General features: G+C 44.7%; 13 protein-coding genes. 2 read left to right on the top strand and 11 right to left on the bottom strand.

Features of this window, described 5'->3' with window-relative positions:
• Positions 1-20: 20 nt before the first annotated feature.
• From M1D98_RS01750 to M1D98_RS01740, 3 genes are all read right to left on the bottom strand, one after another.
• Complete coding sequence (locus tag M1D98_RS01750) at positions 21-986, bottom strand: L-lactate dehydrogenase (RefSeq protein ID WP_456279936.1); 966 nt, start codon at positions 984-986, stop codon at positions 21-23.
• A gap of 340 nt (positions 987-1,326) precedes the next feature.
• The gene (amyE, locus tag M1D98_RS01745; RefSeq protein ID WP_456279935.1) at positions 1,327-3,306 is read right to left on the bottom strand and encodes an alpha-amylase; all 1,980 of its coding nucleotides are present in this window, start codon (positions 3,304-3,306) and stop codon (positions 1,327-1,329) included.
• Between the two features lie 244 nt (positions 3,307-3,550).
• Positions 3,551-4,042 carry a DUF6773 family protein gene (locus tag M1D98_RS01740; protein ID WP_121641814.1) on the bottom strand — a complete coding sequence of 164 codons (492 nt, stop codon included), beginning with the start codon at positions 4,040-4,042 and terminating at the stop codon, positions 3,551-3,553.
• A 436-nt stretch (positions 4,043-4,478) separates the two neighbouring features.
• Between M1D98_RS01740 and M1D98_RS01735 the strand changes: the two genes are divergently transcribed.
• Positions 4,479-5,786 carry a voltage-gated chloride channel family protein gene (locus tag M1D98_RS01735; protein WP_268526460.1) on the top strand — a complete coding sequence of 436 codons (1,308 nt, stop codon included), beginning with the start codon at positions 4,479-4,481 and terminating at the stop codon, positions 5,784-5,786.
• Positions 5,787-5,976: 190 nt separating this feature from the next.
• Positions 5,977-6,519 carry a DUF421 domain-containing protein gene (locus M1D98_RS01730; protein ID WP_121641812.1) on the top strand — a complete coding sequence of 181 codons (543 nt, stop codon included), beginning with the start codon at positions 5,977-5,979 and terminating at the stop codon, positions 6,517-6,519.
• Positions 6,520-6,633: 114 nt separating this feature from the next.
• Here M1D98_RS01730 and M1D98_RS01725 read toward each other — a convergent pair whose 3' ends face one another.
• From M1D98_RS01725 to M1D98_RS01690, 8 genes are all read right to left on the bottom strand, one after another.
• Positions 6,634-7,515 (bottom strand): glycine betaine ABC transporter substrate-binding protein, encoded by an 882-nt coding sequence (locus M1D98_RS01725; RefSeq protein WP_121641811.1) that lies wholly within the window; start codon positions 7,513-7,515, stop codon positions 6,634-6,636.
• Positions 7,515-8,363, bottom strand: a complete 849-nt coding sequence (gene opuAB, locus M1D98_RS01720; protein ID WP_010331371.1) for a glycine/proline betaine ABC transporter permease subunit OpuAB — start codon at positions 8,361-8,363, stop codon at positions 7,515-7,517. Before opuAB ends, M1D98_RS01725 begins: the two co-directional genes overlap by 1 nt.
• A 1-nt stretch (position 8,364) precedes the next feature.
• Complete coding sequence (gene opuAA / locus M1D98_RS01715) at positions 8,365-9,621, bottom strand: glycine/proline betaine ABC transporter ATP-binding protein OpuAA (RefSeq protein WP_010331372.1); 1,257 nt, start codon at positions 9,619-9,621, stop codon at positions 8,365-8,367.
• A 625-nt stretch (positions 9,622-10,246) separates the two neighbouring features.
• Positions 10,247-11,449 (bottom strand): niacin permease NiaP, encoded by a 1,203-nt coding sequence (gene niaP / locus M1D98_RS01710; RefSeq protein WP_010331373.1) that lies wholly within the window; start codon positions 11,447-11,449, stop codon positions 10,247-10,249.
• Between the two features lie 122 nt (positions 11,450-11,571).
• Positions 11,572-12,663, bottom strand: coding sequence for a toxic anion resistance protein (locus tag M1D98_RS01705; RefSeq protein WP_010331374.1), 1,092 nt, complete (start codon positions 12,661-12,663; stop codon positions 11,572-11,574).
• A 15-nt stretch (positions 12,664-12,678) separates the two neighbouring features.
• On the bottom strand, positions 12,679-14,292 hold the full coding sequence (locus M1D98_RS01700) for a YceG family protein (RefSeq protein ID WP_456279934.1): 1,614 nt from the start codon (positions 14,290-14,292) through the stop codon (positions 12,679-12,681).
• Between the two features lie 31 nt (positions 14,293-14,323).
• The gene (locus tag M1D98_RS01695) at positions 14,324-15,124 is read right to left on the bottom strand and encodes an HAD family hydrolase (RefSeq protein WP_456279933.1); all 801 of its coding nucleotides are present in this window, start codon (positions 15,122-15,124) and stop codon (positions 14,324-14,326) included.
• Positions 15,121-16,230, bottom strand: coding sequence for a cysteine protease StiP family protein (locus tag M1D98_RS01690; RefSeq protein WP_456279932.1), 1,110 nt, complete (start codon positions 16,228-16,230; stop codon positions 15,121-15,123). Before M1D98_RS01690 ends, M1D98_RS01695 begins: the two co-directional genes overlap by 4 nt.
• Positions 16,231-16,234: the final 4 nt, after the last annotated feature.

Here is a 16,234-nt window from a genome sequence, read left to right as displayed (position 1 = left end):
CCTTTACTTTGAAGTTGATTCTAGTTGACGTTTTGTTTTGCAAAATGCGGCTTTAAAATGTTTTGAAGGACGTCTGCGCTGTGAAGGAACTGTTCTTTTTCTTTCTCATTTAAGTTCAGCTCAGTAATGCCTGCAATACCTCCGCGGTTGACAACAGCAGGAACACCGATGTACACGTCATCTGCGCCGTATTGCCCGTCCAGATATGTGCTGACAGTTAAAATGCTGTTTTCATTATGAAGAATGGCTTTCGTAATACGGGCAAGACTCATCGCAACACCGTAATAAGTCGCACCTTTTTTCTCAATAATATGGTAAGCGGCGTTTTTCACGTCATCTACGATCTGGTCAAGCTCCTCTTGTTTATACGCAGCATTTTTTTCAACAAGTTCACTAACCGGCATACCGCCGATATTCGCGTGGCTCCAGACAGGAAGCTCTGTGTCGCCGTGCTCGCCGATAATATGCGCGTGCACGTTTTGAGGCGCTGCGCCAAAGTATTCGCTCAGCATGTAACGGAATCTCGCAGAATCTAGTGTTGTGCCGCTTCCGATCACCCGCTCTTTTGGCAGGCCGCTGAATTTCCATGTCGCGTAAGTCAGAATATCAACCGGATTTGTCGCGATTAAGAAGATGCCGTCAAATCCGCTCGCCATCACTTCACTGACGATTCCTTTGAAAATCTTTATATTCTTTTCTACTAATTCAAGGCGTGTCTCACCAGGTTTTTGGTTTGCTCCCGCGCAGATGCAGACAATATCAGCATCCTTGCAGTCTTCATATGTTCCGTAAGATGTTTTGACCGATTGCGGCGCAAACGCTTTTCCGTGGTTTAAATCCATTACATCGCCCATTGCTTTTTCTTTATTTAAATCAATGACCACAAGCTCATCTGTGATCGCTTGGTTCAATAACGCAAATGCATAACTGCTTCCAACAAAACCCGCTCCGATTAAAGCTACTTTATTTACATGTTTGTTCATCATTAATCATCCTTCCAAGGGTATGTTTTTCTTTGATGTTTATTTGTGAAGTATTTCACATTTATATTGTGCAATATTTCACAAACTATTGCAAGAGAAAAGTTTTGTCTGATTTATGAACAAAAAAAGAAACCATCGAGGATGGTTTCTCAGATGATGCCAAAATCCTTAAAACGGTCTATCATTTTAGGATTTTGGCATCTTTTCAGCGTGATGTAAATACCCTTGAAATCTAGGAAGGACGAGCATCGACGGGCAGACCTGACATCGAATGCGAGGGTTTGTCGACACGCTGAGAAATGATCCATGTTGGTTTTCTATGAGATTCTCCCCTCGCTTTCCCTCAATAAGGAAGAGAACCGCTTAAGCCCGAGTTGTTATATACACCATTTTGCACATAATCAAATCCGGGCTGGTTTTGGCCGGGCACTTGGGCGCTGCCATTATTAAACATCACTTTGGCGTTCGTTGTATCCGTATCTGCAGGAAGCGTCAGCGTGTAAATTCCATCCGCATTCCTAGCCATTGCCTTTCCCGGCCAAGATCCGGTCAATTCGATTGTCCGGCCTCCATCCTGTTTATAGATATAAGCATTTACTTGGCCCCAATGATTCGGATTTTGATAGCCGATTGTATTAGCCAAAGACGGATCTCTTTTTATAAAAGTGTATTTCTGCGTCTTCGTTACACCATCACTGTTCGTCCCTGTTAACGTGATATTGTATGTCTTGCCAAACGGATCTCCCTTTCCGATCGTTAGCTGATCCCCATCTTTGAACGCAGTTTCTTGCCCATTATTCATTTGATACACGGCTTTTGCCGTATTCGCATTTGCACGCAGGGTGATCGTCAGTTGATCATTGAAAGAATGTGTAACCCCTGTTTTGACATTCTCAAGGAAGACGTGAGGACCGTTTGCGATATCGTCAGGATAAAGAACAGCCACAGATCTGGCATTGATCGTGCCTGTCAATTTACCATTCGTAACTTGAAATGCACCGGCCCCAGCTTTATTATCATAGCTGCCATCAGGTAATTTCGTTGGCGTATTGATGGTGACAGAAGATGAACCTGCATTTGCCAGCACAACGCCCTGTGAGCCGCGCTGATTCATGAATACCTGATTGTTTCCATTCGGATTCGAAAGTTCCTCAGGCTGTCCAGCCATTACATTGTGAAAAGTATTGACCGCAACGATAGCCTGGTCTTCAAACAAAGCACTCCCGCGATCGCCTATTTGGCTTTTCCCCGGGAATCTTACGCCATTCCCGCCGCCCTCAGGCCTGGAAAAGAAGAGAGGCGTACTGCCTGAGCGGGAAGCAATCACCGCCCAGCCTAACCGAATATCGTCATCGCTCATCCATGTGGACTCTTCCTCATCATTGGCATACGTATCATGCGATTCCACCCATGTAACTAACTTGTCCGCAGACACATCAGATGCATAATGGGAGATATTCGACTCGCTCAGATTACGGTTTCTTAAAGCAGACCTTATGGAATGTCCATAGTTCGATGCTGTCACATTCATATAATTCGCATATGCAGCATCTCTGGAGGCACTATCTTGCAGGATTTCTCCGTATTGGAACTCGGCAGATGTATTTGTGAGATTCGGCCAAAATTGACTGCCGTAACTCCCGTCATCCGGAAGCTCTATATGTTTGGCGGCATCAAAACGAAAGCCGTCTGCACCGTCATTCAATGCTCTTTCTAAGAAACGTTTCAGATAGGACTGCACTTGTGTATTCTGTGTATTCCAATCATACAGCCCGAGCAATGAATTCTGCGTAACATCCCATCGATCGGACCAGTTTTTAATTTGTGTATTTCCATGTGTCCAATTCGGAATACTCTTTATCTCGTTGGAAATTGCGGCATAATCGCTGGTGGTATGGTTGATGACCGCGTCAACAATGACCTTTACGCCGTATTCTTCAGCCGCTGCGCACATTTCTTTAAATTCTTGTTCAGTACCTAAATAACGGTTGCCGATTTGGTACGATGTCGGCTGATACAGCCAATACCAATTCGACATGCTTTTGTTTCCTTGGTTCCCTTCCTTCACTTGGTTGATCGGAGACGTCTGGATGGCTGTATATCCTGCTTCATGAATATCCTTCATATTGTGTTTTAACGTATTGAACGACCAATTCCAGGCATGAAGTATGGTTCCGTCCTTGACCGATGGTGCTGTAAGCTCATTCGATTTGGTCGCTGTTACAGCATTTGCAGCCGCCGGTCCTGCCAGAACCAACTGAAACAGCAGCAAAAATCCAGCGAATAACGGCAGAAAAGAGGTTTTGAATCGTTTTTCAAACATTCATGACACTCCTTATATGGTTTTTATAAACTTACGGCGGAGTCAAAAACCCCTCTTACAAATCTTCCGCTTCCTCCTTTCAAACTAATGTGAAGACTGGATAATTTTGTTAACGCTTACATTTAAAATTATCACAATCACTCTATCAAAACAACGCAGTAGCGCGAATTCAAATCAATGTGCCTATCCAGCTAGAAAACCTGGGACGGAACGCCGTGTTCAAACAAAAAAAGAAACCATCTACCTAAGATGATTTCTTCTCTATCTCTTCTTTTACCGCTCTTCTGTATGACCACTTCACAATGAGATACCGAAGAAGAAACAGTACACCGCCGCAAACGATAAAAAGAAGGATCATTTTCAGCCAAGCGAAGAATGTATGGGGAATCCCCCTGTCGTACATCATAAGCACCACTACCGCAAAGGCAACCGCAATTGAATCTATACGCTGCTGCTTCACCCGTTTTTGCAGTTCTTCTTCGGTGTCTATTCTCGGCATGAGCATTCCCGACGCTCCTGCCTTGATGCAGTAATATAAGATGATGAGGAACAAAAACACAAGACTTGCAGCCCATTCCTTAAACGGAAATTGAAACATAATGCCGCGGATGATCACATCAAGGAGCGCAAACGACCCCGCAATCATCCCAATCTCCGACCAGATTTTTTGTTCTTTTTCTTTTACTCTCTTATTTTTCCCATTCACGCCTGAAAGTCTATTACGCAGATTATTCATGACCTTCCTCCCGCACTTTTACGAATGGCTTTGGCTTACATCTTACAATAACAGCCTGTGCTTCTGCAATGAATAAATCAAAAGCCCGCCGCACGAGCCAGTCCCCTAGTCAAGGCAAGCCGAATCAGGGTGAGCGGCAGTATACTGAAGCCGCTTCCCATACGAAACCCCGCTTGCCGCACGCACAGCATCATTGGCTGCGGCCTTCAGCCGGATGCTTCACCATTCCCACCCTTTGTAAGAGCTGGGTCATTTAGAAGCATCCTTTTTTGCGTTAACATTTCGCTCATCAATTTATGGCCAATGGGCAACAATAGGTTCAAACAGCCACTTTTTTACATGCTGACAAATCAAACATGTAACCAACAATCGCAAAGGTAAGCGCATCAAAATAGACATAAGTTATACAGCTAGAACTGTGAAAAGAGGGTAATGGATGACTGAAATCATACTAAAGTATAAAAACTTTTTTTCCACTCTTGTTCGATGGATCATGTTCGGAAGCCTTATTGGCATCATTGTGGGCTCGACAACAACTTTCCTTTTAGAGACAAACGATTATCTAGGAGAAGTGCGGGAAAAAAGGGATTGGCTTATTTTCCTTCTCCCTTTAGGGGGAGTGATCTTAGGATACATCTATATGAACTATGGAAAGGTATGGCTGAATCACACATTACATGACACTGCTGAATTGAACAATCTAGTGATAGACGGGGTTCATGGCAAGAAAGTGGTCCCGCGGAGAATGGGACCTATCGTCTATTTGGGAACCTTCATAACAGTCTTTTTTGGCGGGTCTACAGGAAGAGAAGGGGCGGCTGTCCAAATGGGAGGAAGCATCGCCGCAGCAGTACACAAGTTTTTTCGTTTAAACATATTCGACAGTAAAATGTTCATCATGAGCGGCATAAGCGCCGGATTTGGCGCCGCCTTTGGAGCTCCCATAACAGGTACTGTTTTCGGAATGGAAATGGCTGCATTAGGAAAGCTCAAATTCGAAGCGCTTGTTCCTTGCCTGGCGGCCAGCTTTGCCGGTCACTTTATGACTACAGCAGCCTGGGGGCATAAACACGAAGAATTTATGATACAAAGTGTGCCGCAGCTATCTGTTATGACGTTTATTAAAGTGATTCTCGCAGCTGTTATCTTCAGTTTATTAAGTGTTTTATACTGCCAAATGAGACACGGTATACAAACATTTTCTGAGAAGCTCTTCAATAAAAACCATATGAAGAGAGCCTTTGTTGGCGGAATCATCATTGTGGCCTTAACGCTAATAGCAGGTTCTCAAGATTATAATGGCCGCGGATTAGACATGCTGCAACAATCCTTTAAAGAAGAAGTGCCTCCTTTTGCCTTCCTCGCCAAACTGGTTTTTACAGCGGTTACGCTTGGAACCGGCTTTGTTGGCGGAGAAGCCATACCTTTATTTTTCATGGGGGCAACATTAGGAAACACCATACACACATTCATGGATTTACCTATGTCATTTCTCGCTGCATTGGGATTAATCGCTGTTTTTTGCGGAGGTGCCAATACCCCTTTAGCAGCCTTCCTATTGGCAATGGAGATGTTTCACGGAAAGGGGCTGGAATACTTTTTTGTTGCTTGTATCGTGAGTTATATATGTTCAGGACACCATGGACTATGGCCTTCACAAAAAATATACGAGCCTAAGAGCAGGTTATATCATATTCCTCACGGAGAAACCATTAAGAATGTTGAAAAGAAAAAGAAGTCTTAGACAGACTGGCAGAAATAAAGCAGCTTGCTGCATGTGGATTCCGCTTGAGACGATGAAGAATAGAATAAAAAATATAACCCACAATAAAAACAGCGCAGGAAGATATTGATTGGTTGAAAAGAGGGGATGTTTTTTGGATTTAAATTTCATATGGAAATCTATAGTGGTTGTGGCAGGAGGAGTTATTATTTTGCGGTTAGCTGGGAGAAAATCCGTTTCTCAGCTTACGGTAGCTCAGACTGTCATGATGATCGCTGTTGGATCATTAATTATTCAACCTGTTGGCAACAGGAACATTTGGATTACCATGCTGATTACGTTTTTAATGGTGCTCACGCTTCTTTTTATTGAATCTATCGTTATGAAATCAGATGCCCTTGAGACGTTTATTTATGGAAAATCATTGATCGTAGTCGAAAACGGAAAAGTGAATGAAAGGAATTTAAAAAAGCTGCGATTAACGGTTGATATGCTTGAAGTAAGACTGAGACAACAAAATATTCAGCACTTCGCTGATTTACAATGGGCTACAATTGAATCCAACGGCCAGTTAGGTTATATGTTAAAATCTGAAAAACAGTACGCCACGAAAGAAGATATTCAAATGCTAAAATCGCTGATTGAATCGCACCATTCTAAACCCTCCAACGAATCCGCAACATCTGCAAATAATATATTTACGGAAGTGAAAGATAGAAAGCATAAAGAAAAACCGAATGACCATTTGGATTAGGAAAAAGTGATAAGTGACTATGTCATCATAGCCTTTTTACATTCTCACTTCTCTCTTTTTTCTGAAGGAAAAAATGGAAGGCTGTCGAGATTTACTCGGCAGCCTTCATTGTCTTTACTTCTTCAAATCTTCAATTGAGTTAACGTTTTTCATATATTGAGGCACTACAAGGCCCATCTTCACGCCAGTCATACTGGTGCCAATATCGTCATATTTGCCCTTATACTTGGCAGCGTATGCTTTATGGGTATTCGGCAGCCATGCGGAAAGGGATGCATCCGCGCTTCCCGTCGCAATCGCGGTCCACATCGGGCCAGCCTCTACCTGAGTATACGTTACGTCATAGCCCAAGTCTTCAAAGACTTTGCCAACCACGTTTGTACTTGCAATCTCACTGTCCCACGCCACATAGGCAAGGTTGATTTTGTCTCCCTTCACCTTTTGAACGCCTTTTGTCCACTCCGCAATTTGATCTTTGTGGTTCTTCACATACTCAGCAGCGGCTTTGGCAGGTTTCTCGCCTTCTTCCACCTTGATCATGACTTCACCCATGTCGTCTTGCGTCCAGTGAAACTGGCTCAGAAGCTTAGCCGCATTCGGCTGTTCCTTACTGAAGCCTTTGCGTGTGATCGTATGGATTTCCTCTGCGCTGCCATAAGATTGTTTCGGATCATCGAGATATTTCAGCTTATATCTGGAGAACATCCAGTGCGGTGTCCATCCTGTAATGATAATCGGTTTCTTACGGTCGTATGACTTTTTGAGTGTCGCGGTCATCGCGGCGCTTGACGCCGTAATCAATGTCCAGTCGTTCAGGTCATAATCCTTCATCGCGTTGTCGGTCAGGGCCATAATCCCTGAACCGGGATCAATCCCGATGACGGTCTTATTCACCTGTTGAGCCGCGGTTGCATTTTCATCACTTTCTGAACCGCAAGCCGCAAGTGAGAGCGCCAGCATGGCGGAAACGCCGATACCGATGATTTTTTTAAACATCAGGCATTCCCCCTGCTTTTCTTCTTCACTTTAATATTTTGAGTAATGCGGTCCAGCGTAATGGCAACAATCACGATGGCGATACCGGCCTCTACGCCGACCCCGGTTTTCAGCTGTGTAACGGCACTGTACACTTCAGAACCAAGTCCCGGTGCACCGACCATTGCGGCGATAACAACCATTGATAACGCAAGCATGATGCTTTGGTTGATCCCGGCCAGAATGGTTTTTGTCGCTAGCGGAAGCTGAACTTTAAACAAACGCTGAGCTGTCGTAGAACCGAACGCCTCAGTTGCTTCAATCAAGTCTGCCGGCACTTGCTTGATACCGAGAACAGTCATGCGGATTGTCGGCGGCATCGCGAAGATAACAGATGCAACAACACCCGGCACAACACCGATGTTGAAGAAGAAAATCGCCGGCAATAGATATACGAAAGCAGGCATTGTCTGCATTAAATCAAGAATAGGTGTTACAATACGGCGAACCGTTTCTTTCTGGGACGCCCAAACTCCGATCGGAACCCCGACCACAATCGAAATAATGACCGATGTCAGAACAAGCGCCAATGTTTGAAGCATTGGGTCCCAATATCCTAAATAATCAATCAAGAGGAAACCAATTAAGGTAAATAACGCAATTCCCCTTGTGCTGATCCACCACGCAAGTGCGGCGAAAATAATCGTTAACAAAATAGATGGGATAAATCCAAGTCCGCTGACAATTCCATTTACAAAAGCGGCAAGTCCGTTTGAGATGCCGTCGAAGAATCCGCCAAACGTCATCGTAATCCAGTCAACAAAACGGTCAATGATATCTGCTAAAGGTATTCTAGGCAGTCTATCCATCTTACTTCACCTCCTGTACAGAAGGATCTTGTGTTTGTTCGTCAGTGCCTTCAGCATTGATATACTCGTTATTGCCAGCAAGTGCGCCAATCAGTGCGCCTTTTACGACAATCCCTTTCATTCTTTGCTTCTCATCTGTTACCGCAATTGGAATATTTGCGTCAGAAACCACATCGAAAATCTCTGTCAGATACGTATCTTCTGGCACAGTCGTAAATTCTGTATTCAAGATATCTTGAAGTGACAAATCAGACTCAGCCGCTTTTTTCGCATCAGACGCATAGATAACACCTAACAATTTCTTTTGTTTATCCACTGCGTAAATCGAGGAGATGCCGAGATTTTTCATCAGTGTCAAAGCTACGCGAGGCCCTTTATCAATCCGCACCGTTTCAGCACGTTTCATAATGTGGCCTGCTGTGAGGACTTTAGATAAATCAACATCCTCGACGAATTTCTCAACATATTCGTTAGATGGATTCATCAGGATTTCTTCAGGCGTCCCGATTTGAACAATGTTACCATCCTTCATGAGAACAATTCTGTCGCCGATCCGCAACGCTTCGTCCAAGTCGTGCGTAATAAAGATAATCGTTTTTCCGACATTATCGTGAAGATCAAGGAGCTCATCCTGCATATCTTTACGAATCAAAGGATCAAGCGCACTAAACGCTTCGTCCATCAGAAGGATGTCCGGATCATTCGTCAACGCGCGGGCAAGGCCGACACGCTGCTGCATTCCGCCGGAAAGCTGGTCAGGATATTGCTGTTCAAATCCTTCAAGCCCGACAAGCTTAAGGGACTCAAGCGCTTTTTGCTGACGCTCTTGTTTGTCTATACCTTGAAGCTCCAGCCCGTATTCCGTGTTTTCAAGTATCGTTCTGTGCGGGAATAGAGCGAACTTTTGGAAGACCATGCTGATTTTTTTCCGTCGGACTTCCCGGAGCTGTTCTTTAGACATATTTGTTATCATGTCACCATCAATGTAAATGTTTCCGGCAGTCGGTTCAATCAAACGGTTTAGCAGCCGCACTAATGTTGATTTACCGCTCCCTGATAGACCCATGATGACAAATATCTCACCATCATACACATCAAAATCTGCCTGATTTACCCCAACGGTTGATCCAGTCGCTTTCAGGATCTCTTTTTTTGTCTTTCCGTTGGCAAGCATTTGAGCTGCTTTCTTTGTTTGTTTCCCAAAAATTTTAGATACTTTCTCAACTTTTATCTTAATTGGTTTCTCATCTACACTCATATTTTCCCTCCATATTAAGCAATCTTTATAACCGTAACATTTATGTAACATTTCATACAAACAGCATATACTCTTTTATTCTGTATCATTTCTTTATATTCTTTATTATAGCTCTTTGACCTTATGAATACTCCTAAATACTCTTTAATCCTTGTTAATTAGTGCCTATTGCAGATAAAATTCAGGCTTTTTCTACTATTAAGCGCTTTCAGTAAATTTATTTTGTTTTTTATTTCATGACTTATGACACTCTGATTGGAAAAATAAGTTGATTGGTTTGCAGTTTCAAGACGAGAAACAGTAAAATGCTGTCTGATGAATCGAGACATGTTATTATTCGTACGCTTGATTGCAACGGAAAAGAACTCGCTGACGTATGCATGCAGTATTGTTAAAAACACAGCATCATCCCCATGTGAGGCGGAGTGAACGGACCTCGGAAAAATTGGTAGGCGAAATAGGATTTCTCAACGCATATGTGTTTCATTGTGGCAATGCGGCTAGGAACCATCAATCAAAACATACAGCATTTTTTCTAGCTGCCAGACAACAGGAAAGAGGTTAAACGCCCCTCCGCAGCCCGGACGGAAATGTAAAAAAGCACCTCAGTCGCGAGGTGCTTTTCCTATTCAAGCTCAGTTTGTTTCGTTTCTTTTCCCATAATCAAAATACAAGCAACCGCGAGTAAGATTGCAATGCAAAAGATTGTAAAGATGACCGAAAAGGAAATATGGCGGGCTGCGAGCGTTCCAACGAGCAGCGGCCCGAGGATGCCCCCGATTCTTCCAAATGCCGCTGTCGTTCCTGAACCTGTGGCGCGAATCGCTGTCGGGTATTGCTCTGGGGTATAGGCATACAGGACGCCCCACGCACCAAGATTGAAAAACGATAACAGCATTCCGGCTGCAAGCAGAAGGCCTAAGGAATCCGCCGTGCCAAAGAAATAGGCGCTTCCTGCTGTTCCAATCAGGTAAAAGACCAGTATCCACTTCCGTCCCGCTTTTTCAATCAGCCACGCGGCAGAAAAATAGCCTGGAAGCTGAGCCAGCGTCATCAGAAGGACATATTCAAAGCTTTCAATCATGCTGAAACCTTTGAGCAGCATGACACTCGGCAGCCATAGGAACATGCCGTAATAAGAAAACACCACGCAAAACCAAACGATCGACAGCATCACGGTCGACCGTATATACCGTTTTGCCCAAACGCTTTTTACATTCTCCCATACCGATGTCTTTTTGGCTGAAAGCGACTCATATTTTGGCGAATCAGGCAGACTCGTCCGCAGGTACAGAGCGTAAAAAGCCGTCAGTGACGTCAACAGCAGGGCGGCCTGCCAGCCGAAGCTCGGGATCACAAAGTAAGAAATGAGTGCTGCTACGAGCCACCCTACTGCCCAAAAGCTTTCCAGAAGCACAATCACTCTGCCCCGCTTTTCAGGCGCAACCGCTTCGGACACAAGTGTTGAAGCGACTGGCAGTTCGCCGCCAAGCCCCATTCCAATAACAAAACGCAGAATGAGAAATGCCGATAAGCTTGTCACAAAAGCTGAAATGCCGCTTCCGATGGAAAAGCACAAAAGGGTAATGATAAACACTTTTTTTCGGCCAATTCGATCAGCCAGCAGCCCAAATAAAAACGCACCCGCAGCCATGCCGATGGAATTGACGCTTCCGATCCATTTCATTTCTTCGGGCGACAAATTCCACTCCACGTGAAGCGCAGCGATAATAAACGATAATATTCCGACATCCATTGCATCAAACAGCCACCCCAAACCGGCGACGCCCAGCAGTTTTCGCTGGGATATAGGCTGTTGTTTTCCCATTGCCAACACCTCTGATATGCAAAATCATTACCGTTTAAGTTTACACCTGTCTTTACACATTGTCATTATTTAATTGATGTAAAAGAAAAATCCCCGCTTATATTTCACAAGCGGGGGGCTTTTTATTGCTGCAATGCTGCTTTTTTAATATTATGCTGAAGCTCGGCAATTCGTCTTGCACCATCTTCGCGGAGGCGTTTGTTTTCTTCTTCGATTTGTTTTGTTTCCTGCATGCCGCTGACGATCGTATTCCAAGACGATTCGATCGTTTCAATATCAATGCTTGGTCTGCCGGCCATTCTGGCTATTTCAACACTCTGGCTCGAAATGTTTTCCGCATTTCGTTTCAGCATCTCGTTTGTCCGGCGGTCAAGCTCGCTCATGGAGTCAGCCACAAGTTTTTGGCGTTTCACGGTGACAGCCTGAATAATGCCATTTTTGAAAATCGGAATGGTGATGATGAAAGCGGAGTTGATTTTTCCGATCAGCTTCGCATTACCGCGCTGAAGAAGACGGATTTGCGGCGCAGTTTGAAGCGCCACCATTCGCGCCATATCAAGGTCGTATACCCGCTCTTCAAGCGCCTGAATGCCGTTGCGGAGCGTATCAAGCTGCATCTGCGCAAGCTGATTTCCGCTGGCCGCTTTTTCTTCATATGAAGGGAGAATGGACTGCATTTCTTCCAGCTTCATTTGTCCGGCAACAACGTACTTTTCAAGCTCCATATAGTAATTAATATTGTTTTCATACATTTCATCAAGCGTATAGTTTGTTTTAGTCATCTCATCTTTATATTTAGAAATCTCAACGTTGATTTTTTCAATTTCTCCGCCGAGCGTCTGGTACTTTTTAAAGATTTTCTCAATCATGCTGCCGCCGCGTTTGAAAATTTTAGCCATTAGTCCCTTTGGCTCGTCAAAATCGTTTTTGTCAAAACGGTCCATGATTTTTCCAAGCTGGGTCAGCATCGTGCCTGAGTCTGTCACGCTTGTTGTTTTCATCATCCCTAAGATGCGGTCGGAGAACTTGGAAATTTCAACGGCCGGCTCCTTTCCATACTCAAGCAGCTCCATTTGATTTTTCACGTCAATTTGTTGGACTAGCCGCCTCACCTCTGGTTCCTGGCGGAGCTGGAGACGGATATCGTCAGCTTTTTGCTGGGAAATTTCTTCGTTTTTATCGAGAACAAGCGGGTTATGGTTATCTGTTGTCATGCTTTTCTTCTCTCCTTACTTTTGGGTAATCGTTCTGAACAGCCTTTTGACTAGGGAAGGCTCCTTATACTCCTGCTGAAACACCATGTCATCCAGCCAGTGGATATCATACTGATCCTCTTCAATAAAATGCTCAATGTCTTGGTGGCCGGGAGGATTATACATGATGATATCGATTCCGATTTCATTCAGAAACAGCAGGGCCGCGGCATCTGAACGCGTGAGCCCGCCGCTCATTTCCGTATGATATACAACAAGTTTCGGAACGGTTTGCGCATAGTCGAACGTTTGAATCAATTTCAGCAGCTTGGCAGGCAAGTTTGTTGTTTGTTTAAACAAGTAAATTTGAACATCCTTGACTTGTTCTTGATGCATAGCCTTAAGCCGCGGGTGCCTGCACATTCTCGAAATCGTTTTGGCAATGGCGGCCTGAACGCCCGCCGGAAGCTGCTTGTACTGCCACACATTGCTTGCCATCAGCTTGTCCGGATCAATGTTCCCTTCATGGTCAAGGGCGTGGCTGTAATGAAATTGATAGTTCGATTTGATGTCTTCTGTAAACGGAAAGCTTCTGATCATTTCTGTTTCCTGATAATCGGCTAATGTATGAAGCCTGTTCCAATATTCTTTATTGTCTTTCGACACGCCCATGATTTTGGCGAATACATTTGGAATCTCGATGGAATGTTTATCGGCTTTGAAATTTGGCCGAATAAAGGCGCGCTCTTTCGCGATTAAAAACAATTCATCATAGGTCGTTTTCAGCGTAACAGACATCGGTGTGTGATCCCTGAACTGCCACGGCTTGTACAACATGGATTCCTCGTGATTCAGCACATGTTCAAATTCCTTTGTTGAGCGGTAGGCTACTGTTGATTTCCGGTCTGGTTTTTCTTTCGGAAACGGCTGAAGCTCCGAAACATCTGGGAGTTTTTCCGTAAAGCTAAGCTCCTGCTTCGGATCGACAAGCGCCAGCTGATCGGTTCCCGCCGGATGGAACAATAGGACATCGCAGCCGACTAACATCAGATAATATAAAAAATAGAGCTGGCTCTTCGTTGCGTCTCCGTACCAAACAACTTTTGGCATCTCCCGTTCTATATCGGTTTTTTCCAGCCAAGGATTCAGGTGATTCAACGAAAACTTCGAGACATCAAGCAGCACTCTGCGAAAATCAGGATGATTCAGCCCCTGCTCATGATTGTCTGCAAAGATATGTAAAAGCGTCATCAATGCTTTTCTCAAATGGCGGTGCATGAGCGGATTCGAATGCTTCGCAATCAGCTGCTCCCCGTCCAAAAAGGCTACAAAGCGGCTGACCGACAGTCCTTTTTCTTTCTGGTTGATAGAATGAATATGCTGAAGCGCCTGAAACGTTTCCGGCGCGATTGTTTTATCAAGCGTTTCACTCAGAATGGCAATGCGATTGTTTACGGACAGTTCATACAACTCGTTATAGTAGTCCGTCTCATCAATTGGAGTGCCCAGTATTTGCCCGGCAAGGCGGGAAAACGAAAGGCCTTGGCCTGTTTTAAAGTGCTCACGCTCCGGCAATGGCTGAAACAGCACGCTTTTCCAATCCCTATCATCTGGAAACGCTTTATGAATGGTGAGTTCTTCTTGTCTCATCATATCCTCCTTTCTGGTTTGTTTGTATGCACTATACTTGTTTTATTCGGGTGATTCGGGATAAAACAGCTGCTGTGATTTCTTCACCTGCCATCATGCCGCTTGCTTCCGTTTTGCGTAATTCCGGACAGTGGCACAGCACCTCCCCATGAGCGGGTGCGATGCCGAAATCAGCTTCCTGAATCAGTTCAAGATCCAGCAGCGAATCTCCCGCTGTATAGATTTCATCAATTGAAAGCTTCGATTTCAGATATTCGACCGCCTTCCATTTATTAAGCGGCTTCGGAATAAAGTACAGCTTTCGCCCCTGCAGGGATACTTGCCAGCCTCTTTCAGCCCCCCACTCCTTCACAGCGGCGGGATCGATTCGGGCTATTTTCGCTTCGTTCAAGATAAGATAAACAAAATAATGATGTGCCGTTCGGGTTCTTTCAACCGCTTGCGCTACAGACAGACTTGCGATTTCTCTCAACATAGCCTCAATCGGCAGACACGATGCGAGCTGCTCTTTTATGAACTCGTCCCACTCTTTCAGAGGCTGGCCATCCTTTAAAATACAGCCGCCATTCGTAGTTACAGCATATTCGGGCACAATGTCCTGCTGAAAACAAACAATTCTCTTGTACTGCTCATTTGTGCGTGTGGTGACAGGAATAAAATAGTGATCCTTTTGAATTTGCCTTAAATGTTCTTTTGTCACTCCCGAGATGTAAGAGAGGTCACGGCCGTTCAATGTTTCGATCAGCTCAACTCCCGCTTCCTTATCTGGAATGCCGATCATGCGCCTTGAGTATATTAATGTTCTGTCTAAATCACTGGCGAATGCGTTCATAAACTTTTCTCCGCCGGCCGAATCAGCCCGCAGCAGCGATAGGACATACCCTTGTATTCTTCCACAGGCACGCCTCGATCCTTCGCAAGCAATAAAATATGCCGCAATGCTTCCTCAGAACCCGGCTGAATGAGTATTTTCCAAGGCACCCTTCGCAAAAGCACGCGAGTCGTTTCCCCAACACCCGGCTTAATCAGGTTTGTGTTGCTGATGCCGAATTGCTTTTGGATGGTCTCAATGGAAGCTAGACCGCTCCAATCTGGTTTCACACGATCGTTTTGCAACCTAAGCACCAAACGTTCCGCTTCGTTATAAATAGACGGAAATTGCTCCGCTATTGTTTCAATGTAGATATTCGTGACATCCTCTTCGCTGAGCTCTTTGTAATATTTCGCCCCGTGAAAGTCAGACGGCCCGATCCACGTGTCATTTAGAACTGTGCGGCTGACAAGTCCTGATACAGTAGAATTCAAGCAAGCGCTCGGAATCAGAAAGTCTTCCTTCGTTCCATAGATGTCCGCGCAATGCCCCGGATCGGCGAGCACCGCAATTTCAGAGGACAGCCTTTCTCCGAAGCGTTGATTAAACCGTTCTACAGAACGAATCAGTTCTTTCGTGATGGCGCCTTTGCCTGTCCATCCGTCGATAAACGCAATCTTGCCCTCCGGATGATGCTTCAATAGATAATGCAACGCATTTTCATCAATTCCCCTGTCCCGAATGATAGAGATGCTGTAATGCGGCAGCGAGACATGGTACTTCATCTTGATATAACGTTTGATCAAAACACCAATCGGCGTGCCTGCTCTAGCCAAACTGCACAAAACCGCATCTTTCCCGCTTTTTTTATAAATCTGCTCCGCAACGACTCCCGCTGCTAATGCGACCTTCTGTTTGCTGTCTTCCAGCGAGGCATAAAACAGTTTCATATATTCATCTGTCGGCTTGTATTCGATTGGCAGCATTTCTGAATAATGGATGCCGCTTTGAATTGACTTCTCCCGTTCTTCCGTGCTTTTTTCGATGGATACAGCGGACAAGTCTTTTAATAGAAAGGTCACATCTTCTTCCGGATAGCTCCCAATACGTTCAATAACATCTTTCAAATCA

The organism is Bacillus sp. K7, from assembly GCF_053903245.1.
The sequence above is the reverse complement of the archived record's forward strand: the minus strand, read 5'-3'. Positions and strand labels throughout refer to the sequence as shown.